This window comes from Microbacterium sp. NPDC058062 (assembly GCF_042885375.1).
Taxonomy (GTDB): Bacteria; Actinomycetota; Actinomycetes; order Actinomycetales; family Microbacteriaceae; genus Microbacterium; species Microbacterium trichothecenolyticum_C.
Window position 1 is genome coordinate 13,969 of record NZ_JBHVSC010000009.1, and the last position, 22,013, is coordinate 35,981.

Genomic DNA, 22,013 nt, shown 5'->3' on the forward strand with positions numbered 1-22,013 from the left:
GTCGGTCGGCGCATTGAACGGCGGAACCCGAACCCGCCGCTGAGCACTGGGGAGGTGCTCGGATGGTGTCCATTCATGGACGCTTTTGCGTGGTGAGCACATGACCGCGCCGAAGACGCAGGACAAGAGCACCGACGGCCGCCGGCAGCGTCGCATGCGCGTCGGAGTCGCCGGTCTCGTCCTGATCGCGGCGGCGGTCGCCGTCGCGGTCTTCCTGGGCACGCCCCCGTCGGCACCTGCCCCACCCACGTCGACGGGGGCGGTCGACACCGGCGATGCAGAGAAGGACCAGGCCTCGACCGAGCCGCTGAAGTTCGACGCGCCATCTCCGGCGCCGATCAGCACCAGCGAAGCTGACCAGGTCGAACGGGCCGAGGACAGCGCCGCCGCTGTCGTCGCTGCGACGAACGATATCGCGCAGCGCGGTGACGGCTCCGCCGTGGGGCTCGACAAGATCGCGACCGGGTTCGTACTGGGCGAACTCGAGTCCGCCGCCCAGGAGCAGTACGACCTCGGCTATCACCAGGTGGGCGAGGCCAAGGTGACCCAGACCACCGCTTCGGCGGTCGACCTCAGCGTCGATCCGCCCACCATGACCCTGACCGTGTGCGTCGATGTCTCGGGCATCGACGTGCTCGACGAGACCGGGAAGTCGCTGAAAGCGTCGCTGTACAACCCCGGCCGGCCAGTGAAACACGTCTACGGCGCAGTGTTCGAAGACGACGTGTGGAAGCTCGCCACCCACGAAATACCCGATGACCAGGATTGCCCGCTGCCATGAACGAGATCGAGCCCACCCGAGTACGCCAATCGTCACGTATGACCACGCGCGGGCGGCCTCGCCTCGCCCTCTCCGCGACGATCGCGATCATGGCAGTGGTGGGTGCGCTCGCCATGCCGATGTCGGCGACCGCCGCCGATCCGCTGCCGGACGGCAAGACGGAGGCGACGGCCGCGGGCTCGTGCTGGGAGATCAAACAGAACTATCCGGCATCGACGAACGGCGTGTACTGGCTGCAGACTCCCGCACTGGTGTACCCGCAGCAGTTCTACTGCGATCAGGAGTCGGAAGGCGGGGGATGGGTCCTGATCGCCCGAGGGCGTGAAGGCTGGAAGAACTACTACCAAGGTCTCCAGTCGGCCGCCACGATCGCGAACACGCCCTCGGGAACTGCGGCGTTCAAGGTGGCTCAACTGCCCTCGGCGACCATCGACGGGATCCTCGACAAGGGCCGGGTCGACGCGCTGGCTGACGGCATCCGCGTGCGTCGGGCGACCAACGTCGCCGGAACCACCTGGCAGGAGGCGCGCTTCAAGATGGTCGTGCGCGACCGGTGGGTCTGGACCTTCAACGCCGAGCAGCGGGTAGGAACCTGGCGCTTCGGAACGACGAACGGCAGTGGCGGGCTCACCAGCAGCTTCGGCAACAACACGTCGTTCAACCGCATCGACACCGTGGCCAAGCAGGACCACAGCTGGCTCGCCGGCTGGGCCTACGGCAGCGGCGTGACGGGACAGAACGCGTCCACGTCGTACCTGTGGACGCCGAACAACAATCAAGGCACCGCGTACCCGTTCACGCAGCTGTTCCTGCGGCCGACTCTGCGGCTGTCCGACATGAACTTCGGCTCGATCCCCGACAGCGGAGCGCCCGCGAGCACGATGCCCGCCATCCCGAACAGCGACGCGATGAAGACCGTGTGGGGTGTGTCAGGCTCGGCCAACGGCGCGACCGGGGAGCTCAACACCGAGGTGGCTGCCTTCGGAGAGATGGCCGGCAAGGTGTACGTCGGCGGCAACTTCCGGTACGTCAAGCGCACTGAGGCAGGGGCGGATCAGGTCGACCAGCCGTACATCGCCGCCTTCGATGTGAACACCGGCGAGTGGGTCTCCACCTTCAGGCCGGCCCTCGACGGTCAGGTGAAGGCGATCAAACCTCTTCCGGACGGACGACTCGCCATCGGCGGACAGTTCGCGTCGGTCAACGGCACCCCGCAGGCCGCTCTCGCCTTCGTCAATCCGACGACGGGTGCGCTCTCAGGAACCCAGGTGGATGCGGAGAACCGCACGACAGGCGGCCTGCCGTCCGTTCGCGGACTCGACGTCCAAGGCAACCTGCTGTACGTCGCAGGTGCCTTCACCCATCTGACCCGCGCCGGCTCGCCCTCCAGCGCGAGCACGTGGAACGGAGGGCGCGTCGCGGTGACCACGAGCACGCCCGACTCTGACTGGAATGCCTTCCTCAACGGCACGACGGTGTCCGTCGACGCGTCCGCGCAGGGCGATCGCGCCTACTATTCGGGCTACTTCAGGATGAAGGAGGACGTCAAGGCGCCCAGCGCGACCGCGCTGCAGACGGTAGCCGGCGCTCCGCTCACCTCTCCCCAATGGACTCCGACCTTCAGTAGGCCGGTGCTCGACGCCAACGGGAACATCACCGGTAACGTCTGGCAGCTCGGTGTCGTGGAAGCGGGCGATCAGGTCTGGCTGGGCGGCTCCGAACACTCGATGTTCTCCTACAACCGGGATACCTTCGCGCTGACGAGTGGGAGCATCACCAAGGCGGGCGGAGACTTCCAGGCGGTCGCGACCGGCAACGGCCTCGTCTACGGCGGATGCCACTGCGGCGACTTCGTCTACCAGGACGCATACACCTGGTCGAACGTCGGGACGAACTGGACACAGGCGGACAAGATCAGCCTGTTCGGGGCGTGGAATGCTCAGACGCACAAGTACGTCTACGACTTCGCACCGATCGTGACTGCGCGGGCCGGGTACGGCGTCTGGGGACTCTTCGTCGACTCCACGGGCGTCGTGTGGGCCGGAGGCGATCTCGAGCGGACGATCCGCGCCGGCTTCATCAATCAGTGGTCTGGCGGCTTCGCCCGCTTCGCCCCCCGCGACGCGGCGGCGCCGACCAAGCCGGGCCCCATCTCGGTGGCGATCACCGGCGGCGGCACACAGGCGGACCTGAGCTGGAGCGCCTCCTCCGATCCGGGCGGTGTCACATATGAGGTGCTGCGTGGCAACCGCGTGATCGCCTCGACCACGGCGACGGCCATCAGCGTGCCGGCGACCGCCACGGCGACAAAGTACTTCGTGCGGGCTAGGGATGCCGTGGGCAACCGCTCGGCGAGCACCGCCGCGGCGACGGTCCAGACGGCGCCTGACACCTCGACGACGTTCATCGCGAACGGCGCGCCGTGGTCGTACCGATTCTCGTCCGACCCGCTTCCGGCCGACTGGGCGTCGGTGAGCTTCAACGACTCGTCGTGGGCCGTCGGCAACGGCCTGCTCGCCCGAGGAGTCGCCGGTGCAGCGACGAACATCGACCCGAACGCGCTGTCGCCACGACCGCTGAGCGCGCAGTTCCGGCACGAGTTCACGGTGACGAACGCGAACACGGTGGCAGAGGGGACGGTCACCGTCATCGCGAACGACGGGGTGGTGGTGTACCTGAACGGCGTCGAGCTCGGAAGGACTCGGATGCCGGCGGGCGCGATCACTCAGAACACGTATGCGACTGCCGTCGTCACCCACGCCACGGCGGCGGCGACCCGCTCGACGTTCACCGTGCCCGCGGGCACGCTCGTCAATGGCACGAACGTCATCGCGGCCTCGTCGCATGCCAACTACCGCAGCACTCCAGATATGAGCTTCGATCTGTCGTTCGTCGCCCAGCGCGGGGCGCCCATCGCAGCTCCGGGTCCGGTCACGGGCCTGGCGTCGAGCAATGTGACGCAGGACGCCGCCACGCTGTCGTGGAACGCACCTGCGAGCGGTGGGCCGGTGGCCTCGTACTCGATCACCCGCGGTGGTGTCGCCGTCGCCTCGGTTCCGGCGTCGCAGCTGTCGTGGTCGGACAGCGGCCTCACTGCGGACACGACGTACGTCTACGGCGTGGTGGCGGTGGGCGGTGGCGGATCGTCGTCAGCCGTCACGCTCCAGGTGCACACTCTGGCGCCTCCGGACCCGGTGGATCCGCCGGTCGTCATCGACAACGGTGCAGCCTGGTCGTGGCGGTACTCGAACGACCCGTTGCCCGCGGACTGGAACGCGGTGCAGTTCGACGACTCGACGTGGTCGGTCGGCAACGGTGTGCTCGCGCGCGGTGTCGCCTCCGCTGCGACGAACATCGATCCGACAGCCCTCGCGACCAAGCCGTTGAGCGCGCAGTTCCGGAAGTCCTTCACCGTGGTCGACGCGGCCGGAGTGAAGGACGGAACGGTCACGGTGATCGCGAACGACGGCGTGATCGTGTACCTGAACGGCGTGGAGCTCGGGAGGACACGGATGCCCGTCGGCGCGATCACACAGAACTCCTACGCGACCGCGGTCGTCAGCAACGCGACGGCGTCGGCGAGCCGCTCCACCTTCGTCGTACCGGCGGCCCTGCTGGTGGAGGGGAAGAACGTCATATCCGCGTCGATGCACGCCAACTACCGGAGCACGGCAGATCTGAGCTTCGACCTGGCGCTGAACATGCCGAGGTGATGGAACGCCTGGCGCGGGGGCACGCGCTCGCCGCACTGGGTTCGGCGCAGAAGCCGGCGGTCGGTGTCCCCGCATACCTCAGATGGGTGAACCGACCGCTCGGCGGGCGCGTCGCGGTGGAGGCGGCCGTCATCGGGGCGACCCCCAATCAGCTCACCGCGGTCAGCGCCGCGCTGGGCGCCGCCGGGGTGCTGCTCATCGGCCTGGGATCCGGGCCATGGGCTCCGCCGCTTGCCGCACTGCTGCTGCTCGCCGGCTACGTCTTCGATTCGGCGGACGGCCAGCTGTCGCGGATCCAGCGAAGCGGTGGCCCGGCGGGCGAGTGGCTCGATCACGTCGTGGACGGAGTGAGGACGCCGCTCGTGCACGTGGCTGTGGCCGTGTATCTCTTCCGCACCGACGCCCCACTCGCGCTCGTCGTCGTCGCGGCCCTCTTCTCGGTGCTCGTGTCGGCGTGGTTCCTCTCCCAGCTTCTCGCTGAGAAGCTCCTGCCGCGCTCGCACGGCTCGCATGACGGGTCTCCCAGCCTGGCCGACTCCCTCGTCAAACAGCCCCAGGACCCGTCGACGACGTATGTCGTCGTCGGTCTGCTGGCCGTTCCGGCGGCATTCGCGCTCGCCTACACGGCACTCTTCGTGTGGCAGCTTCTGGTGTTCACCGTTTCCCTGCGTCGCAAGTACCGGCAACTGAGATCGCCATGATGTCCTTCGTGCCGTCGCCCAGCCGCTCGCTGGTGCGCTCGACCGGTCAGAGCCCGGCGGCCGAGACTGACACCTCCGCCCTTCCGGCGTGGCCCGTGCTCGTCGTCCTGTGGGGCTATCCCGTCTTCTGGGCGCTGGGTCTGCTGGCTTTCGCGCAGATCATCGTCGCGATTCCGATGCTGGCCTACCTGACGTTTCGGCGGAGCTTCACCTTCGTGCCGGGCGTGCTGCCGTGGTTCGGATTCGCGATCTGGATGATCCCGTGTGCGCTCATGGTCGACCAGCTCGGACGATTCGTCAGCGTGGGGCTGCGCTTCGGGCAGTTCCTCGCGCTGGCGATCATGATCGTGTACATCGTCAACGCACGACGGACGCTGCCGGCACGTCGAGTGCTCAATGGGCTGACGTTCATCTGGGTCTTCGTCATCGTCGGCGGATACCTGGGGATGCTGTTCCCCGAGTACCGCCTGACATTCACGGTCGGGCTGCTTCTGCCCGACGCCATCACGTCGGACGAGTACGTGAGCGACCTGGTGTTCCCGCCGCTCGCCGAGATCCAGATGCCCTGGGGAGCCGAGGAGCCGTTCATGCGACCATCCGCGCCGTTCCCGTATGCGAACGGGTGGGGCGCAGGCATCGCCGTGCTGACTCCTATCGCCGTCGCCACGGTGATCGCGCACCGGAGCGCCCGTGCGATGTGGTTCCTCGTGCTCTGCCTCGTCGCGATCGTGCCCCCGGCCGTCGTCAGCAGCAACCGCGGCATGTTCGTCGGACTGGCGGGTGTGGTGCTGTACGTGATGCTGCGACTGGCTCTGCGGGGAAGGTGGATGGCGCTGCTGTGGGTCACGCTGCTCTCGGCAGCGTCGGCGACGATCCTCACGCTGTCGGGATTCCTCGACGCGATCGTCACCCGGCAGGAAGCGGCGGACACGACAACAGGACGAGGAAGTCTCTACGTGGAGACGTTCGAACGGACGCTCGAGTCTCCGATCCTCGGGTACGGGGCGCCTCTCCCCAGCCGGTGGAGCGAGATCTTCATAGGGACGCAGGGCGCGATCTGGAACACGATGTTCTGCTTCGGGTTCGTCGGTCTGGCACTCTTTGCACTCATGCTGCTCAGCGGCGCGTTCCGCACCGCGGATGCTCCCAACCTGTCGGCGCTCTGGCTGCATGCCAGTGTCGTGGTCGCCTGCGGCCTCGCGATCTTCTACGGGCTGGACCGTCAGCTGGTCTTCGTCGGCCCTGCGCTTGCGGTGATGCTCAGAGAGAAGTACCTCGGCGACTCGGAGTATTGGAGGAGCAATCCGGTGCCCTTCGGACGGTCCGGGAATGGAACGTGAGCAGCTGGCGCGCAGCGGGCTGGTCAGCCTGCTCGGCTCCGCCTTCGCCGCTCTCGCCGCGCTGGGCCTCACGTCGATCGTCGGCAATCTGCTCGGCGCATCCGGCGCCGGTGTCTTCTTCCAGGCCGTCGGCGTCTTCACCATCCTCACGCTGATTCTGGGCCTCGGAACCAACAGCGGCATCGTGCGATTCATCGCGGCGGAGCGCGCATTCGACCGCGTCGGCGCCGAGTGGCGCATCCTCTTGTATGCCGTCGTGCCTGTCGTCGTGGTGTCGACCTGCGCATCAGTACTGCTGTGGTTCGGCGCCGGCGGGATCGCCGGCTGGCTCGCGGCGCCAGGCGAGCGGTCGACGCTCGAGCCGCTCCTTCGAGCGATGAGCCTCTTCATCGTCCCCGGCGCGCTCCTCGGCGTGCTTCAGGCGGCGGCGCGCATGCTTCGCGGCGTGACAGCCTTCACGCTGCTCCAGAGTGTGGGTGTGCCTGCCTCGCGCCTCGCCGTGGTGTCGGTCGTCGCATGGGCCTTCCTGTCCGCGACCGCCGCTTTCGAGGCCTGGCTGTGGCCGTTGCCGATATGGCTCCTGGTCACCGCCCTCGTGATCGCGGCACCCCTGGTGAGGGACTTCCGCAGGCGCGCCGACGCGCCCAGCCGTGACCGCCTGACGCCCGAGGCGTTCTGGCGCTTCAACCTGCCGCGAGCGCTCGGGCTCACCCTCGAGGCAGCCCTGGAATGGGCGGACGTCCTGATCGTGGCCGCGCTCTCCTCGCCTGCCGTCGCGGGCGTCTACGCCGTCGTGACGCGCGTCGTGAAAGCCGGCGGCATCGTCGACAAGTCGATGAGGGTCGCCGTCGCCCCCACGACGTCCGCGCTCCTGGCCCGGAGCGAGCTCGAGGAGTCGAGCCGCCTGCACACCCGGGTCGTTCGGGTGATGATCCTGCTCAACTGGCCGTTCTTTCTCCTTCTCATCTCCATGGGCGGATCGGTGCTGCTCGTCTTCGGCCCCGAGTTCGTGGAGGGCTGGGGGCCGATGGCGCTCATCGCCGCGTCGATGATGCTGCAGACCGCTTCGGGGATGCTGCAGAGCATCCTCCTCCAGGGCGGCAGAAGCGCGTGGCAGATGTACAACAAGGCGCTCGCCGTCGCGGTGAGCATCGGCGGCAACCTGCTCCTCGTACCGGTCCTCGGGATCTGGGGCGCCGCGATCACGTGGGTCGTGGTGGTGATGGTCGACAACCTCCTCGCCGTGTGGCAGGTGCACCGGGGGATGGGTGTCCGGCTCATGCCGCGACGGCTCCTCCTGCCTGCGGCGATCCCGACGGTCGTGTTCGGACTGGGCGGCGCCGCCTTCACCTGGTTGGGCGGGGTCGGCTTCGCCGTCCTCATCGTCGCGGTTGTCGTCCTCAGCGGCATCTACGCGGTCACCCTGTGGTTCCTCCGCGGTGTGCTCGATCTCAAGGGGCTGTGGCGCCGGGTTCCGCTCATCGGGAGGTACGTGTGACGCGACTCGCGGCCAGGCTCAGCGCGACGCGGATCAGCCGCCGCAGCCGATAGCGCCACGGGAGCTTCCGCACAGGGCGGCTCAGCAGCTCCGCCACGCGCTCGACGCCCGGTGTCGCGACCTCCCCGGCGTGGTGCCGCATAACGGGTGCGGGCTCCAGGGAGGAGGTCAACAGCGACTCGAGCTCCTCGAAGGTGGCCGCACGCCGGATGAGGCCGAGCTTCGCCATCTCGGCGGTGAAGACCAGCTGGTGGTCGTCGACGACCTCCCCGTCGCCGGGCACCCGCGGTACGACGATCGGGACCACCGTCAACGCCCGCATGTCCATGACGCCGCCCGCCCCGCCCTGCAGCACCACGACGTCCGCCTCCGCGCACAGGGCGAGCAGCTCCGAGTAGGGCAGCAGGGCGACGTTCTCTGCGCCGTCGACGGGCCGGGACGGCCCATGCTGCACGAGAAGGCGCACGTCGGGATGATCGTCGTGCCAGCGCTGGATCCACTCCATCAGCCGCTGGAACGGAAGGTGATACGTCCCCGCGGAGACGACGACGAACGGCGCGCCCACGGTGCTCACACCCTGACCCAAGTGACGGGGATCAGGTCCCTCGCGTCGCTGTGGCCACCGGCGAACCACACCACCGGGGCGACGACCGGGCGCGCAGGTGTACTCGGGGATCCGAGGTAGCCGCTCCACCAGCTGAAGCTGCTGTTCGCGACGATCCGCGTGGCGCACGCCGCCATCAACGCGATCTCGCCGCCGTCCGACGTGGTGACGGCTGGGTCGCAGATGCGGTCGCCCGGCGCGGCGAGGTTCGCGTGCACCCATGCCGGGTCGTCGCTGAACCAGACGCGGTGCGTGTAGCCGAGGTCTGCCATCAGGGCGAGAGCGCGGTCGTAGTAGCCGCGCTCGAGGACGCCGTGTCGTGCCGCCGCTGCGGGATCGGTCAGGTAATCCCCTCGCCGGACGTGGACAGCGACCGCGGCCGGGTCGTCGCGGAGTTCGGCCGCGAACCGCGCACCGTCGGGGAGGAGCAGCGTCTGGAGATGATCGAGGATGCTGCGTCCGACCTGATCGGCCACCTCGGCGAAGTAGCGGGGCGACTGGAAGTACCCGAGAAGATACGACGTGCCGTCGAGATCGCGGCGGACGTCGGGGTCGTAGCCCGATCGCCGTTGTCTGACGAGCCGGAACCGAGAGCGCTCGCTGATGATGCCGACCCTCTCGGCCGCGGCCAGTGCTGCGCCGTGCAGCGGGTTCAGCAGCGACGAACGGGGAACCAGTCCGCCCAGGGCGTACGGGCGGTCGCCGCGGCAGCGGACCCGATCGAACCGCACCGCGCGACCCTCCGAGATCAGCTGCTGCGCGAACGACCACTGGAACAGCTGGTTGCCCAGACCTCCCTGGAGGCTGAGCACGATGTCACCGCGTCGGGTCCCCCGGCGCGCGCCCCTTCTGCGGGTGCGCGCCACCTCGGAGTGCGGGGTGCTCATAGCACCACCCCGACGTTCCGCGAGCCGGGGTAGAACGCGCGCATCTGCTCCCACTGGACAAGGAACTCGTCGGCGAACGGATACGCGAGCCGGCCGCTCAGGCCGGGCGAGGTCACGCGGTCGACCGGCTCGAGATAGACCGTCCGGGCGCCATGAAGACGCGCAAGAGCGAAGAAAGGCAGAGCGATCGCGGCGCCGGTGGAGAACACGAGGTCCGGGCGCTCGCGGGCGAGCACATGGCGAGCGAGGCCGAAGTTGCGGATGAGGTTGGGGAGGTTCCGCACCGTCGGGTAGTGGATCTCGTACACGCGCTCATCCGCCAGGCGCGAGCGCGCATCCTCGACCGGGAAGGTGGCCCAGCAGCGCTCATGCTGCTCCCACCAGCCACGCAGTGCGAGCGCCTGCGTGAGGTGGCCGCCGGAGGAGCACGCGATAAGGATCTTCATGTCAGATCCCTCTGCCGAACCTCTGTGCGATCCGCGTCACCGCTGCCGGGGTGAGCAGCCTCAGCGAGATGGCGATCGCCAGATAAGCCTTGATCTGTCGCGGATCGTTGCTGATCGCCCGCCGGGCCCACCGCCGCGCATCCCGTCCCTGCCGCGACGAGGCGAGGGCGAACGCGACCTGCGCCTCGATCCGTCCGATCGCGCCCGGGGTCGTCGCGAAGTCCCCGTGCTTGCGGAGGAGGTACTGCAAGGCCTCCGCATAGGCTGCCCACTGCCCGAAGTAGTAGGACTGCCCGTTCCACAGAACGCGGACCAGCGGCCGGTTCACGACCGTCACAGCGCCCAGTGCCGAGGCGCGCAGCAGGATGTCGTAGTCCTCCCCGTAGCTGCGGGGCAGCTCTTCGTCGATGAGACCGAGGGGACCGAGCAGATCCGCGCGGCGGAACAGCAGGCTGGACGAATGGACACCAGGATTGCGGTTGCGCAGGAAGTCCTCGTGCGTCAGGTTCTCGCTCGGCGCGAGCCGCACGACGTCCTCGGTTCCGTTGTCGACGACCATGGCAGTGCCGACGACGACCGCCTCGGGACTCTCGGCGAAACGGTCGATCTGTGCGGCGAGCTTGCCGGGTAGCCAGACGTCGTCATCGTCGAGGAACGCCACGTAATCCCCGCGGGCATCGGAGATCCCGCTGTTGCGGGCGCCGGCGAGCCCCCGTGTCCGCGAATTGGGAACACCCCGCAGGCTCCACCCCGCAGGGAGAGCCACCTCCGGGACATCCACCGAACACGCGTCGAAGACGATGATCACTTCGCCGGTGACGGGGGCACGCTGGCTGAGGACGCTCTCGACCGCGAGCTTCATGAGCTGAGGGCGATTATGCGTGGGGATGACGACGGAGACCTGCGGAGTGTCCCTACCTCCGTGCGGCACCGCCTGAGCCCGCACCTGCTCGGTCATGCCGGGAGTTGCCGGGCGGCGATCGCCGCATCGAGCGCCGCACGCAACGCGGTGCTCGAGGTGTGCACCGTGTAGGGGAAGTAGACGACTTCGACGCCGACTGCGCGGAACTCCCTCTCGAGCCGCCGGCCCTTCGCCGTACCCCGCCAGTCGTCGCCTTTGAAGAAGTGCGTGAACCCGAGCGCGGACCACGCGTCCATCTTGCTCGGCGTGTCCTCGACGTGCACCCGATCGACGTAGGTGATCGCCTCGACGATCGCCACGCGCTCCGCCGTCGGGACGAACGGCTCGATCCCTTTCGACAGCTTCAGCATCTCGTCGCTGACGACGCCGGCGATCAGGATGTCGCATCGCTCTTTCGCTTGGCGCAGGATGTTCAGGTGGCCGATGTGAAAGAGGTCGAACGCCCCCGCGGCATAGCCGATTCGCTCTGTCATCGATGTCCCCATTCGATGAGTGAAGACCCGGTGGACGCGTCTCTGCATTCCCCAGGTGTCGACGCCTCCCCGACATCGACGGCTTCGCCGGAATTCTACTCGGCAGGCGGCGGAGCCGCGACCCCTCACGCGTGCGACGGGGTCCCGGGTTTCCCGCGCGCGGGCGGTGACATGACCGCGTCCGACGAGACGGACCTCCCGGTCTGATCACAATCGTGTGCGACGGACCAGACGGCCGATCGCGGACGTAGAATACGCGTGACGGGCGAGGGGGCCCGGTGCGATGCCGATTGGGGATCGGGGGACGTTCGTGTCGAATCACTGGACGCTCGAAGACCTCTACACGGGGGTCGTCAAGTCGTGGTGGGTCCTTGCCGCGACGGTGTTCACGTTCGTCGCGATCGGAGCCGCAGCCTGGGCGCTTCTTCCGCAGACGTATACCGCGACCGCGCAGCACACGGTCGAGCCCATCAGCGTGCTGTCGTCGGGGTCGTCGTTCAACACGGTCAACATGGAGACCGAGCGGCTGGTCGCGACCTCCGCGTCCGTGCTGGAGCGCGCCGCAGCCGGGCTCGACGACGCCTCCGTCGGAGCGCTGCGTGACGCGACCGTGGTCCAGGTTCCGCGGGGTTCGCAGGTGCTCACCTTCGAGGTCACGACGCGGTCGCCCGAGCGATCGGCGGAATGGGCGAATGCCGTGGCGACGGCATACGGCGAGACGCGATCCGACAACGCCCGCAATGTCGTCGAGCAGACTACGGCTGAGCTCTCCGAGTCCATCGACCGGCTGCAGGCACTGTACGACTCCCAGCCTCCGGACAGCGACGCCCGTGCGGCCACGCAGCTGCAGCTCGACGCCCTGCTCGAGCAGAAGGCGAGACTCGAAGCGACGCCGTTCTTCCCCGGCAGCCTGGTGACTCCCGCGAGTGCACCCACCGATTCGAACCGGCCCGGTGTCCCGGTATTCGTCGCCGGCGGGCTGTTCCTCGGCCTGATGGTCGGCGGGATCGCGGCTCTGCTCGTCACCAGGGCCCGCAGCGGACCCACCCTCGCTTATCGCCGCGACCGTCGCGGGCGTGGTGCCCGCGAGCCCGCAGACGACGAAGCGGGGGCCTCGCCCGATGGCGAGACCCCCGTCAGTCAGGAGTCGGACGTCACGGTCCCGATCTCGCGGGCCGGTGCGAAGGCGGAGGCGGAGCATCCGCCCGTCGTCGCCAGGGACGCGCGCGTCTGACCGCCGTCCGCATCACCCGTCGTACGACCAAGTCCGCACGTAGTCGACCTGGAAGTCCAGGTTCTGGGTGGCCGCACGGTTGTTGGGGTCGGGCAGGCCCCAGTACAGCTCGGACGGACCCACGTGGAGGTTGAGGCGCATGTGGAGCGGGCTGCCGAAGTAGTCCTTGTTCCACAGCGTCGGGTTCTTCGCGGGCGTGGTGCGAGCCAGTTCCTTGCCGTCCACGATGATCGCCGCGTACGTCGGCGTCAGCTCGAACGCGAAGGTGTGGAAGTCGTCCCAGACCGGCACGGGACCGCCGTGCTCGCTGTGCGTCCAGAAGAATTTCTCGTTCCCGGGCCCGGACGTCTGGGTGTGCACGGTCGTCGTAGCCGAGTTGATCTTCTGATCGCGCAGCGGACCGTTGTCGTAACCCCAGGCCTCCATGATGTCGATCTCACCGGACTGGCTGTTGCGCAGCCAGAACGCGGCGAGGGCGCCGAGGGTATGCGGCCCGGTCGGGACCTTGGCGCGGATCTCCCAGCGGCCGTACTGCTGGGAGCGCGAGACGTCGCCGCTGCGCAGCGAGCGCTGATCCAGGTACCCCGTCTTGTGCCAGATCTCCTTGGGGCCGGCGCCTGAGGTGCGGATCACCGGCTGGTCGAGCCAGTCCGCGCGGATGTGCATGATGCCGTTGCCGTCGACGGTCACCTGGTTCTTGTCGACCACGGCCGCGTCGGGGAGGAGACCCAGCGTGCTCCGGTCGCGGACGTTCCATTTGGTCGGGTCCACGGCGGGCTTGCCGGTCGACGAGTCGACGTAGTCGAACTCGTCGCGCCAGTCCGGCGCACCCCAGCCCGTCACCGAACCATCGGCCGGAGGGGTGGGCGTGGTGGGCTGCGTGGTGCTTCCGCCTGCACTGTAGGTTGCGGTCAGCTTGGCATCGAAGCTGATGTTCGGCGTCGCACGCCAGTTCGATGCGACCTGCGCTGCAAGGACGTTGGTTCCCGACTTCAGAGCGCTCGCGGGCACATCGACCGTCACCAGACGCTGGCGGGCCGTCGTCGAGTTGGGGGCGGCTGTCGCGTAGGTGTTGGGGCCGATCTGGGCCGAGCTCGCGATGTTGGCCCGGGCGATCTCTCGGCCGTTGAGGTACACGACGACGCCGTCGTCTGCCCAGGTGGTCAGCTTGAGGGATGCGGGCAGTTCGGTGCCGACCGAGAACGTCTTCTTGAAGTACGTTGCGAGCGGCTGGCTGCCCGAGATCGTCGGAAGAACGGTGCCGACAGGGCCGGTGTCGCGGCCCCAGCCAAGGGGCGCCTTTCCGGTCTTCCAGGCGGCGGTGTCGGTCTTCCAGGTCGAGGCCGGTGCCGTCGCCGAGCGCCAGTAGCCCCAGTCGGAGCTCGCCGAGGCGACGAGATCGGCGGTGCGCGGTGCTTCGGCGCTGATCACTGCGGTGGACTGGGTGGCCGCGATGGCCGGTGCCGCAGCCGCGACCGAGGTTGCGGCGAGGGCGAGGGTTGTGAGGGAGGCGATGAGGTGACGATGGAATTTCTTCATATGCATGCAAAAGGAAAGCGCCGGCGAACCGGCGCTCGGGTAGGGGGGCACGGATCGTCGAAGGTCAGCCTTCGACGTGTAGATCGATTCTTACAGGCCCCGACACGCCTTCCGTGACAAACCCGTTATAAATGAGTGCTTTCTCACTGAGTATCCGATGAGAACCCACTCATGGAGCTGAGTGCCGCGCGTCACGAAACCTGTGCGACGGCTGGTCCCCAGAGCTCCCGCGCGATGGTCACGGTGCTCGCGATCGAGGACCGAGAAGAGGCGCCGAAGACGATCGATTCGACTCGCGCGTGCTCATGGATCCACTCCAGCGCAGGGCGCGGCGCGATGGCACCGGAGGCGAACACCGACATCGCCACCGGACGGAAGATCCGTTGCGTGAGTGCCCGCTCGTACGCTTCCAGGCCGCCCGACATCCGGAAGCCCATCGCGTTGATGTTCGCGCAGACGATCGGATTGCCGATGCCGATCGCGTCCAGGCGATCCAGCAGCTGCGGCAGGTTCATGGTGATGAACCCTGGCTCGGCGCCGTAGCGCGTGCGGACGTGACGATCGAAGGCCGCGAACGCCTCGTCGAATCCCAGTCCGAGGAGAAGATCCACGACGACGTTCTGCAGGAAGATCACCGGCGTCTGCAGTCCACGGAACATCTTCATCTCGGCGTCGATCAGGAGCGGGATCATGCCTTCGATGTCTTTGCGCAGCACCGACCGACCTCCACGTACGACGGCCTCCAACGCCCCGTCGTCGGGGAGGAACGAGCGGAGGGCGCCCAACATGCCGTGCTCAGTCACCGCGTTCGCGTATTTGTGCGCGTACGGCATGCACGGGTAGAAGCGGAGCCCGCGGTAGCGTTCTGGATCATCCCGGACACGATCGCAGACCTCGGCGATCCGGTCGTGCGTCGTGCACATCAGCGTGCGTACGCCCTCCTCGAGCGCGACCTCGATGACGTCGACGATCGATTGGGTGTCCTGGAAGTGCATGGCCTGCGCACGCGCACGCTCCTCCGACATGTGGTTGATGCCGAAGAACTGGTTGTCGCCGAGCAGCAGCCGATCCATGATGTGGACCGGCCTCATGGTGTCGAGCGTCATCGCTTCTGCCCCCATCTCCTCGACGTGCGCCGGTGCCGGTCCGAGCCTGCGCGCGGCGCCGGGGTGCCATCGGACGAGCGCTCCGAGTCCCGGACGATCGCGTCGAGGATCGCGTCCGTGGCGGCCGCGCTGTCGAAGGAGTTCTGGCGCGCGTGGTGCTCGTGCGCGCCGACGGCGTCGATGAAGCTCTCGAGTTGCGCGGTGTACTCCTCGCCACGCAGGTAGAACGAGACCGGTGGCGTCAGTTCGGTGGTGTAGTGGACGTTCCAGCCGGGATGGTAGCCGGCCGGCGGCGTGGCGCCGTCCCTGAGGTACACGCGGATCTCCTGCCTGTCGGCGTAGATGCGCCCCCGCGATCCGCTGACAGTGACTGAGGTGGACATCTTGCGGTACGAATCGTCCGACCAGTTGACCGAGATATGGGCGGTGAGTCCGTCGTCGTAGACGAAGGTCGAGTACACCTCGTCGTCCGTCTCGGTGGAGAAGATGCTGTGCAGTACCGACCCGCGAACGCCCTGCGGCGTTCCGGCGTACCAGTTCACGAGGTCGATCGGGTGCGCCGCGTAGTCGTACAGACAGCCCCCGCCCGTAGCTCGCCGGCTTCGCCACGTAGAGCCCTTCTGCTTCAGCACGACGGGCCCATATGCCTCGGCGAGTATATGGCTTGGCCGACCGACCGCGCCCGCATCCAGCAGCCGCTTCACTTCGCCGAACGTCGCGATGAATCGATTGTGATAACCGACCTGGGCGACCAGGCCCAGATCGTCCGCCCGCCGTGCCAGTTCGCGGGATTCCTCCGCCCGGAGCGTGAGCGGCTTCTCGCAGAAGACGTGGACACCCCTGTCGATCACCGCGCCCACCAACTCTGCGTGCGACCCCGTCGGCGTCGCGATGAGCACCGCGTCGGGCTGCGCCTCGTCGAGCATGCGCGACACGGAACCGAATGTGTGCATGCCCGTGTACTTGCCGAGCACGTCGAGGACGTAGTCGGTGGAGTCGCACACCCCGACCACTTCGACGTGATCGAGCGCGCGCGCGATGGACAAGTGCGACAGCCCCATCTTTCCGACACCCACTACTCCCAATCGCACTTTGCCGGGCACGCTCGCAGCCATCGCGGCGGCTTCGGGGGCATCGGTCGGATGGTGAATCGTCATGGCGTGCGCTCCCTCGCGATGGACGTGTCCCAGGGACCCGCGGCCACGCCCGCTTGGGGGAACGGGCTGTCGTCACACGCACTCACCGGGGTGCACCCGTGGGGTATGGCGGCGTGTGACCGCGGATCCGGTTCTTGGCGGCCGGCGACGCCGTTGTCGCCGGCCTGGTCTGGAGAGGGGACATCAGTACGCCCCCTTCGGTGCGATCATGACGTGCGCGGTCCGCCACATGATCATGAGGTCGGTCGCGATCGACCAGTTCTCGACGTAGCGGAGGTCGAGCCGCACGCTGTCGTCCCATGTCAGATCGCTGCGGCCGCTGATCTGCCAGAGGCCCGTGATCCCCGGCTTGATGTACAGCCGCCGGCATACGGTGCCGTCGTATGACGTGACCTCGGAGGGCAGGGGCGGGCGCGGTCCCACGATGCTCATGTCACCGCGCAGCACATTCACGAACTGCGGCAGCTCGTCGATGGAGAACCTTCTCAGGACTGCACCCACGCGCGTCACACGGGGGTCGCTCTTCATCTTGAACAGCGGGCCGGCGCCTTCGTCGCGCGAGGTCAGTTCCGTGCGCCTCAGCTCGGCGTCGGCGACCATCGTGCGGAACTTGAGCATCCAGAACTGCCGGCCGTCCCGACCCACCCGCAACTGGTGGAACAGCACGGGCCCACGGGAGTCGAGCTTGATGGCGATGGCGACGAACGGCGCGATGATCACGATCGGCGCGAGCGCGAGCAGTGAGAGCACGACGTCCATTCCCCGCTTGATGGCATGAACGCCACCCTCGAATTCGGGGATCTTCACCTGCACGAGAGGCAGCCCATCGAGGGGCCGCAACGACAGTCGGGGCCCAGCAACGTCGGTGAGTCGATTGCACAGCACCAGCTCGGCCGCGCTGCCCTCCAGCTCCCACCCGAGCCGCCGCACGAAGTCTCGGTCGTTCTCGGGCGTGCTGGCGACGACGATGGCGTCCGCACCGGCCTCGCGTCCGTACCGCGCGGTCAGGCGGATCGACCCGATCACCGGGTAATGGTGATCCTCGATGTCGATCGGGTCGAACACCCCGTCCGTCGTCGTCGCACCGATGACCATGTAGGCGTGATGGGGATCGTGTGTCAGCTTGTCGATGACGTACTCGACGTCGTCGCGGGTGCCGGCGACGATGACGCGCGAGAGGCATTCGCCGCGCTCACGCTCATGGATCAGCCATTTGCGCCACATGCGGCGGGTGAGCACGAGTGCGACGAGGCCGCAGGGCAGCGCGACGATGAGCTGAGCCCGCAGGCCGGGCAGTTGGGCGAGGACGAACACGGTCGAAAGGATGCCGAAGGCGAATCCCGTCGCGTGCCCGAGGCGCATATACTCCGCCGCGCCCGCACCGAGCACGGACGGCTCGCGCGTGCGTGCGAGCCACAGCAGTGCCATCCAGGCGCACACGACGAACACTCCGATGCGTGCCGGCTGCGCGAGAACTGCGAGGGATGGGGTGAGCCCCGTTTCGAAGACCATCGCTGCGATGGCGGCCGCGGTGACGCAGGACGCATCGGTCGCGACCAACCGTCGCCGGTAGCGCCGCTCCCAGTGGCGGCGGCGCTCCAGCGACGGCTGTACGCGAGGGGCGATCGCGTCGGGAAGGGTGTCCGGATCAGGGCGCGTCAGGGGTGGACGTCGGAGGAGCGTTCGGGTCACTCCTCCGGCGCCCGTTGGCGCCGCGTTGATCGCGGTCGGCTTCAGACCGCGGTCCACCGCGCGCACGACGACGCGTCCCTAGCAGACATGTACTTCCCCGTCGAACGGCGCGACGACAGCGTCGAGCAGTCCAACCCCAATTGCGCGGCCCGGCCGGGTTGTCGGGTCGAAGGGGACCTCAGTTTCGGGTACTGCGCCCCCCTGCGCGTTGTCACTGTACGCCCGCCAGGCGACGACCGGAAGAGTTTTCCCGGAAAACTTGACACGCCTTAAGGTGAACCGGTAGTGGACTCCTCGTCCAACTCGTCGGCCATCACCCGATGAGGTTGATCAGCGCGTCCAGTCCCATGCCGTAATTGATGCGCACCGTCGGCAGCGCGAGCTTGTCGGTGCCGATCGTGACGTAGCCGGGCTCGATGGTGCGGGCCATCTCCCAGCCCGCCTGGCGCAGGCCTTCCTTCGCGGTGTCGTTGTAGTGCCCGAACGGGTACGCCATGATCTCCTTGACCCCGAGCACGCCGTACGACGCCTCCATGTCGGCGACGATCTCGGGGACCGACAGGTTCGTGATGAGCCCGTCGCCGTTCGCCCCCGCACGGTGCATGTCGTGCGTGTGCGAGCGCCGCAGCACGTAGGCGTTCGGGGGCGGATCCTGCCGGTAGGCCGTGATCATGAACGACGTGGTGAGCACCTTGTACTTGTCGACCACCGGCGCCGCGAGGTCGAACCAGGTCTGATCGGCGTCGTCGTCGGTGACGATCACCGAGTGGTTCGGCAGGAAGAGGCGCCCATCGATGAAGGCCGACAGCTCGTCCCACGTGGGCAGGTAGAAGCCTGTCGTCGCGATGTGGCTCATGTGCGCGTCGAAGTCGCCGATGTAGGCGTAGTTGCCGCGCAGCCAGCCGCTTTCCCCGCCGGGATTCGCGGTGAACTGGTGGTACATCAGGATCGGGATGCGGGCGTCCTCGGCCGCGTTCTGCTCGGAGCTCATCCACGCGCCGTACAGCGTCACGCGCTGGTCGGTGCAGGCGACGGGTTCAGAGCCGTTCACGCGTCCGGGGATCGCGAACGCCGCGGCATCCGCCGGCGTCGCGTACCAGCCGGCGAACACGAGCCCGTCGCGCGAAGGGATCGGCAAGCCTGCGTACAGCGCGCCCTGCGTCTGCAGCATGGGCGCGTCGGCGATGCCGTCACCTGTGAAGCTCACCGCGCACGCAGCAGGGTCGGTCGCGGACGCGAGCAACTGCTCCTCGGGCGTCAGCGGCGTCGGGGTCGGCGTGGGCGTGGGCGTGGCCGACTCTGTCGCGCGGGGCGCAGCATCCGTCCCCTGATCGTCGGCGCCCGCACGCGCGAAGCCGATCGCCGCGACCGTGCCGCCGATGACGGCGAGCAGCACCACAGCGCCGGCGATGCCCGCGAACAGGCGCCGGCGTCGCACCCGCGCCGACGGCCGTCGGGCGGGAGGTGTGCCGAAGGTGGCCATGAGACTCCCCGCATCCGGACCGCGCATCCCCACGTGCGATCTCTGAGGGGGATGCTACCCGGATGCCGCGACCCGCGGCCCGACCGTGGCGCGGGTTGTGGACGATCCGCGTCGCCTCCCGGCGTCGGTGTCGGTACGCTCGTGTCCCGTGCTGCCTGCGGACTGGATCGAACACCGTCGCGCCGACGGCGAGATCCTGGGATGGATGCTCGCCTCCGGCGACGGCTTCCGCGTCTTCGACCTGCTCGGTCGCGAGCGCACGCCCGAAGGCGTCGCCGACCTCGAGTGGCTCGCCGCCGAGGAGCTGCTCGAGGAGCTCGGCATCGGCTATCTCGCCGACCGGTGGACCCTTCGCCTCGCGGACGGCACCGAGCGACCGGTGCGGATCGCCGAGGCGAGCGCCCGCGGCGTCACCGTGGTCGCGGACGAGTACGGCGCGGCGTCCGCCGTCGGCGCCGATCCTGAACGCTTCCGACTGCCGTTCCCGGTGACGTCCGAGCTCGCGCCGCGCTGAGACCGCGCGCCGGACCTGGTCCGACGGGCAGCAGCCCGGATCGATCGGTGCCCGGCGGTCCGAAGACCGCCGGGCACCGACGCTGCGACCGGCGTCGTGTCAGCTGTACAGCGCCCTCAGGGCGGCGATCGACTCGGCCACGTCGGAGCCGGGCGCGGCGCCCGACTTGCGAGCCGCGTTGTCGAGCTGCGCGGCGACCGCGCGGTTCGCGCTGCCGTCGCCCGAGAGCACCTCGGCCTCCGCCAGGTGCTTGCGCACCTGCTGGATCGCCTTCGGCGTCAGCGACCCGGCGCGCTCCGCCTGATCGACGTACGCCCCCACCACCGCGAAACTCGGGGCATGTTCGAGCTTCGTCTGCAGCTGGGCGTTGAACTCGGCCTGCTGGATCTCTCCGGCGGCCTCGATCTCGTTCGCCGACATCCACTGGTTCGGCGTGAGCCCGAGCGTCTCGAAGCCGCGCGCGATCTCACTGCCGAGGACGTTGCCGTTGTACCAGTACGTCGACCAGTACCCGCCCAGGTTGAGCCCGTTGGGGTTCGGCGTGTTGATCGGGCCCCGGTCGAGATACGCGATCTCCTTCGGGTTCTTGGTGTCGGTGAAGTCGATCACCGACAACCCGCCCTGGTACCAGGCCTGCACCATGACGTCACGACCGGGCACGGGCACGATCGATCCGTTGTGGGCGACGCAGTTCTCCTGGGCCGTCTGCACCGCGGGCAGCTTGTAGTAGCTCGCGAACTGCAGCTTGCCGCCGACGATGTCGAACAGGGCGTCGGCGCCCCACTCCGGCTTGTCCGTCGCGCGGCAGCGGGCCGACGTGCCGCCGCCCCACTCGTCGGTGAAGATCACCTTCGTGCCGTCGTTGTTGAACGTCGCCGAGTGCCAGTACGAGAAGTTCGGGTCGGAGACCGCGTCCAGTCGCACCGGGTTCGCCGGATCCGAGATGTCGAGCAGGATGCCGTTGCCCTGGCAGGCGCCGGCGGCCAGGCCGATCTCGGGGTACGCCGTGATGTCGTGGCACGTGTTCGTGTTCGGCACCGGACTGTAGGCGGCGCCCGACGGGTGCAGGGTGCCCGACAGGGTGTTCTGCAGACCGTTGTAGGCGCCCGTCACCGGGTCGGTGAAGATGCGCGGCTGACTCACGACCGCCGCCGTCTGCGGTGCCGCCAGCGGCACCTTGATGACGTCGATGCGCCACTGCGTGGGGTTGCCCGTCGTGACAGGGTTCTGCGTGTTCGACGAGACGTTCTCGCAGCCGGCGAGCTCCGCGGCCGGGCGGACGCCCGAGGTCCCCGAGTTGTAGATGTAGATGTTCGCCGGGTCGTCGGGGTCGGTGACCAGGGTGTGCGTGTGCGAGCCGCGGCACGTCTGCACGCCGGGCAGCTGCACCGGGTGGTCGATGTCGGTGATGTCGAAGATGCGCACGCCGCGGAACCGCTCGGCGTTCACCGCGCCGCCCGCGCCCTGGGTGCCGCAGTCGATGCGGCCGCGCGTCTCTTCGACCGACATGAACAGGAGGTTCCCGTACACCGAGACGTCGCCCTGGCCGCCGGGGCACACGAACGACGCGCGCAGCGTGGGAGCGGCGGGATCCGAGACGTCGTACACCTGGAAGCCGTTGAAGTTGCCGACGATGGCGTTGTCGCCGGTGAAGGCGAGGTCGGAGTTGACGAAGCCGAAGTTGCCGGGAGCGGCGTCGAACGGCGCCACGCGCGGGAGGCTCGCGAGCAGTTCGATGTTGCTCGTGATCTCTGTGGCATCGAGGTAGCCGGGAGGGGCGCCCTCGCGGGGGTCGCTCTCGGCGGAGGCGGCGGTGGCGGTCAGCACCGACGCACCGAGCAGGAGTGCTCCTGCTGCGGCGAGCGTGTGTCTGCGCCATCGCGCGGATCGGGAGTTCTTCATCGGACGTGCCCCTCTCACTGC

At 68.3% G+C, this 22,013-nt stretch carries 18 protein-coding genes; 7 read left to right on the plus strand and 11 right to left on the minus strand.

Annotation, left to right across the window (positions count from 1 at the left end; all coding sequences use genetic code 11):
- The first annotated feature begins 154 nt into the window (after positions 1–154).
- The 5 genes from ACFVSU_RS20930 to ACFVSU_RS20950 are packed head-to-tail and all read left to right on the plus strand — an operon-like array spanning position 155 to position 8,033.
- Complete coding sequence (locus ACFVSU_RS20930) at positions 155–781, plus strand: hypothetical protein (protein ID WP_387147645.1); 627 nt, start codon at positions 155–157, stop codon at positions 779–781.
- A 38-nt stretch (positions 782–819) separates the two neighbouring features.
- On the plus strand, positions 820–4,494 hold the full coding sequence (locus ACFVSU_RS20935) for a fibrinogen-like YCDxxxxGGGW domain-containing protein (RefSeq protein WP_387147648.1): 3,675 nt from the start codon (positions 820–822) through the stop codon (positions 4,492–4,494).
- Entirely contained in the window at positions 4,494–5,195 is a 702-nt protein-coding gene (locus ACFVSU_RS20940) for a CDP-alcohol phosphatidyltransferase family protein (protein WP_387147821.1), read from the plus strand. Before ACFVSU_RS20935 ends, ACFVSU_RS20940 begins: the two co-directional genes overlap by 1 nt.
- A gap of 8 nt (positions 5,196–5,203) precedes the next feature.
- Positions 5,204–6,535 carry an O-antigen ligase family protein gene (locus tag ACFVSU_RS20945; RefSeq protein WP_387147651.1) on the plus strand — a complete coding sequence of 444 codons (1,332 nt, stop codon included), beginning with the start codon at positions 5,204–5,206 and terminating at the stop codon, positions 6,533–6,535.
- Positions 6,525–8,033 carry a lipopolysaccharide biosynthesis protein gene (locus tag ACFVSU_RS20950; protein ID WP_387147654.1) on the plus strand — a complete coding sequence of 503 codons (1,509 nt, stop codon included), beginning with the start codon at positions 6,525–6,527 and terminating at the stop codon, positions 8,031–8,033. The genes ACFVSU_RS20945 and ACFVSU_RS20950 overlap by 11 nt, the downstream gene beginning before the upstream one ends.
- Here ACFVSU_RS20950 and ACFVSU_RS20955 read toward each other — a convergent pair.
- From ACFVSU_RS20955 to ACFVSU_RS20975, 5 genes are read right to left on the minus strand one after another with little or no spacing between them, the layout of a single operon-like run.
- A complete protein-coding gene (locus ACFVSU_RS20955) occupies positions 8,014–8,607 on the minus strand; it encodes a glycosyltransferase (RefSeq protein WP_387147658.1) in 594 nt (197 codons plus the stop codon). The genes ACFVSU_RS20950 and ACFVSU_RS20955 overlap by 20 nt on opposite strands.
- The gene (locus ACFVSU_RS20960) at positions 8,604–9,524 is read right to left on the minus strand and encodes an alpha-1,2-fucosyltransferase (protein ID WP_387147660.1); all 921 of its coding nucleotides are present in this window, start codon (positions 9,522–9,524) and stop codon (positions 8,604–8,606) included. Before ACFVSU_RS20960 ends, ACFVSU_RS20955 begins: the two co-directional genes overlap by 4 nt.
- Entirely contained in the window at positions 9,521–9,970 is a 450-nt protein-coding gene (locus ACFVSU_RS20965; RefSeq protein ID WP_387147663.1) for a UDP-N-acetylglucosamine--LPS N-acetylglucosamine transferase, read from the minus strand. Before ACFVSU_RS20965 ends, ACFVSU_RS20960 begins: the two co-directional genes overlap by 4 nt.
- A 1-nt stretch (position 9,971) precedes the next feature.
- Positions 9,972–10,928, minus strand: coding sequence for a glycosyltransferase family 2 protein (locus ACFVSU_RS20970; RefSeq protein WP_387147666.1), 957 nt, complete (start codon positions 10,926–10,928; stop codon positions 9,972–9,974).
- The gene (locus ACFVSU_RS20975; RefSeq protein WP_387147669.1) at positions 10,925–11,365 is read right to left on the minus strand and encodes an adenylyltransferase/cytidyltransferase family protein; all 441 of its coding nucleotides are present in this window, start codon (positions 11,363–11,365) and stop codon (positions 10,925–10,927) included. The genes ACFVSU_RS20970 and ACFVSU_RS20975 overlap by 4 nt, the downstream gene beginning before the upstream one ends.
- Before the next feature lie 310 nt (positions 11,366–11,675).
- Here ACFVSU_RS20975 and ACFVSU_RS20980 point away from each other — a divergent pair, with 310 nt between their 5' ends.
- Positions 11,676–12,599: a hypothetical protein gene (locus tag ACFVSU_RS20980; RefSeq protein WP_387147672.1), complete on the plus strand. Its 924-nt coding sequence runs from the start codon at positions 11,676–11,678 to the stop codon at positions 12,597–12,599.
- Between the two features lie 12 nt (positions 12,600–12,611).
- On the opposite strand, the gene ACFVSU_RS20985 is transcribed toward ACFVSU_RS20980, so the two are convergent.
- From ACFVSU_RS20985 to ACFVSU_RS21005, 5 genes are all read right to left on the minus strand, one after another.
- Positions 12,612–14,138 (minus strand): family 16 glycosylhydrolase, encoded by a 1,527-nt coding sequence (locus ACFVSU_RS20985; RefSeq protein WP_387147675.1) that lies wholly within the window; start codon positions 14,136–14,138, stop codon positions 12,612–12,614.
- A gap of 191 nt (positions 14,139–14,329) precedes the next feature.
- Complete coding sequence (locus ACFVSU_RS20990) at positions 14,330–15,229, minus strand: hypothetical protein (protein WP_387147678.1); 900 nt, start codon at positions 15,227–15,229, stop codon at positions 14,330–14,332.
- An 11-nt stretch (positions 15,230–15,240) separates the two neighbouring features.
- A complete protein-coding gene (locus ACFVSU_RS20995) occupies positions 15,241–16,401 on the minus strand; it encodes a Gfo/Idh/MocA family protein (protein WP_387147681.1) in 1,161 nt (386 codons plus the stop codon).
- A 183-nt stretch (positions 16,402–16,584) separates the two neighbouring features.
- Positions 16,585–17,961 carry a sugar transferase gene (locus ACFVSU_RS21000; protein WP_387147684.1) on the minus strand — a complete coding sequence of 459 codons (1,377 nt, stop codon included), beginning with the start codon at positions 17,959–17,961 and terminating at the stop codon, positions 16,585–16,587.
- Between the two features lie 445 nt (positions 17,962–18,406).
- A complete protein-coding gene (locus ACFVSU_RS21005) occupies positions 18,407–19,576 on the minus strand; it encodes a polysaccharide deacetylase family protein (protein WP_387147688.1) in 1,170 nt (389 codons plus the stop codon).
- Positions 19,577–19,724: 148 nt separating this feature from the next.
- Between ACFVSU_RS21005 and ACFVSU_RS21010 the strand changes: the two genes are divergently transcribed.
- Complete coding sequence (locus tag ACFVSU_RS21010; RefSeq protein ID WP_387147691.1) at positions 19,725–20,090, plus strand: hypothetical protein; 366 nt, start codon at positions 19,725–19,727, stop codon at positions 20,088–20,090.
- A 99-nt stretch (positions 20,091–20,189) separates the two neighbouring features.
- Here ACFVSU_RS21010 and ACFVSU_RS21015 read toward each other — a convergent pair whose 3' ends face one another.
- Positions 20,190–21,992 (minus strand): LVIVD repeat-containing protein, encoded by a 1,803-nt coding sequence (locus ACFVSU_RS21015; RefSeq protein ID WP_387147694.1) that lies wholly within the window; start codon positions 21,990–21,992, stop codon positions 20,190–20,192.
- Positions 21,993–22,013: the final 21 nt, after the last annotated feature.

What these genes read in the sequence shown, in the direction of transcription:
- ACFVSU_RS20930 (WP_387147645.1), top strand. Translation starts at nt 155, where the DNA reads ATGCGCGTCGGAGTCGCCGGTCTCGTCCTGATCGCGGCGGCGGTCGCC.
- ACFVSU_RS20935 (WP_387147648.1), top strand. Translation starts at nt 820, where the DNA reads ATGACCACGCGCGGGCGGCCTCGCCTCGCCCTCTCCGCGACGATCGCG.
- ACFVSU_RS20940 (WP_387147821.1), top strand. Translation starts at nt 4,494, where the DNA reads ATGGAACGCCTGGCGCGGGGGCACGCGCTCGCCGCACTGGGTTCGGCG.
- ACFVSU_RS20950 (WP_387147654.1), top strand. Translation starts at nt 6,525, where the DNA reads ATGGAACGTGAGCAGCTGGCGCGCAGCGGGCTGGTCAGCCTGCTCGGC.
- ACFVSU_RS20960 (WP_387147660.1), bottom strand. Translation starts at nt 9,524, where the DNA reads ATGAGCACCCCGCACTCCGAGGTGGCGCGCACCCGCAGAAGGGGCGCG.
- ACFVSU_RS20965 (WP_387147663.1), bottom strand. Translation starts at nt 9,970, where the DNA reads ATGAAGATCCTTATCGCGTGCTCCTCCGGCGGCCACCTCACGCAGGCG.
- ACFVSU_RS20970 (WP_387147666.1), bottom strand. Translation starts at nt 10,928, where the DNA reads ATGACCGAGCAGGTGCGGGCTCAGGCGGTGCCGCACGGAGGTAGGGAC.
- ACFVSU_RS20975 (WP_387147669.1), bottom strand. Translation starts at nt 11,365, where the DNA reads ATGACAGAGCGAATCGGCTATGCCGCGGGGGCGTTCGACCTCTTTCAC.
- ACFVSU_RS20985 (WP_387147675.1), bottom strand. Translation starts at nt 14,138, where the DNA reads ATGAAGAAATTCCATCGTCACCTCATCGCCTCCCTCACAACCCTCGCC.
- ACFVSU_RS20990 (WP_387147678.1), bottom strand. Translation starts at nt 15,229, where the DNA reads ATGAGGCCGGTCCACATCATGGATCGGCTGCTGCTCGGCGACAACCAG.
- ACFVSU_RS20995 (WP_387147681.1), bottom strand. Translation starts at nt 16,401, where the DNA reads ATGACGATTCACCATCCGACCGATGCCCCCGAAGCCGCCGCGATGGCT.
- ACFVSU_RS21005 (WP_387147688.1), bottom strand. Translation starts at nt 19,576, where the DNA reads ATGGCCACCTTCGGCACACCTCCCGCCCGACGGCCGTCGGCGCGGGTG.
- ACFVSU_RS21015 (WP_387147694.1), bottom strand. Translation starts at nt 21,992, where the DNA reads ATGAAGAACTCCCGATCCGCGCGATGGCGCAGACACACGCTCGCCGCA.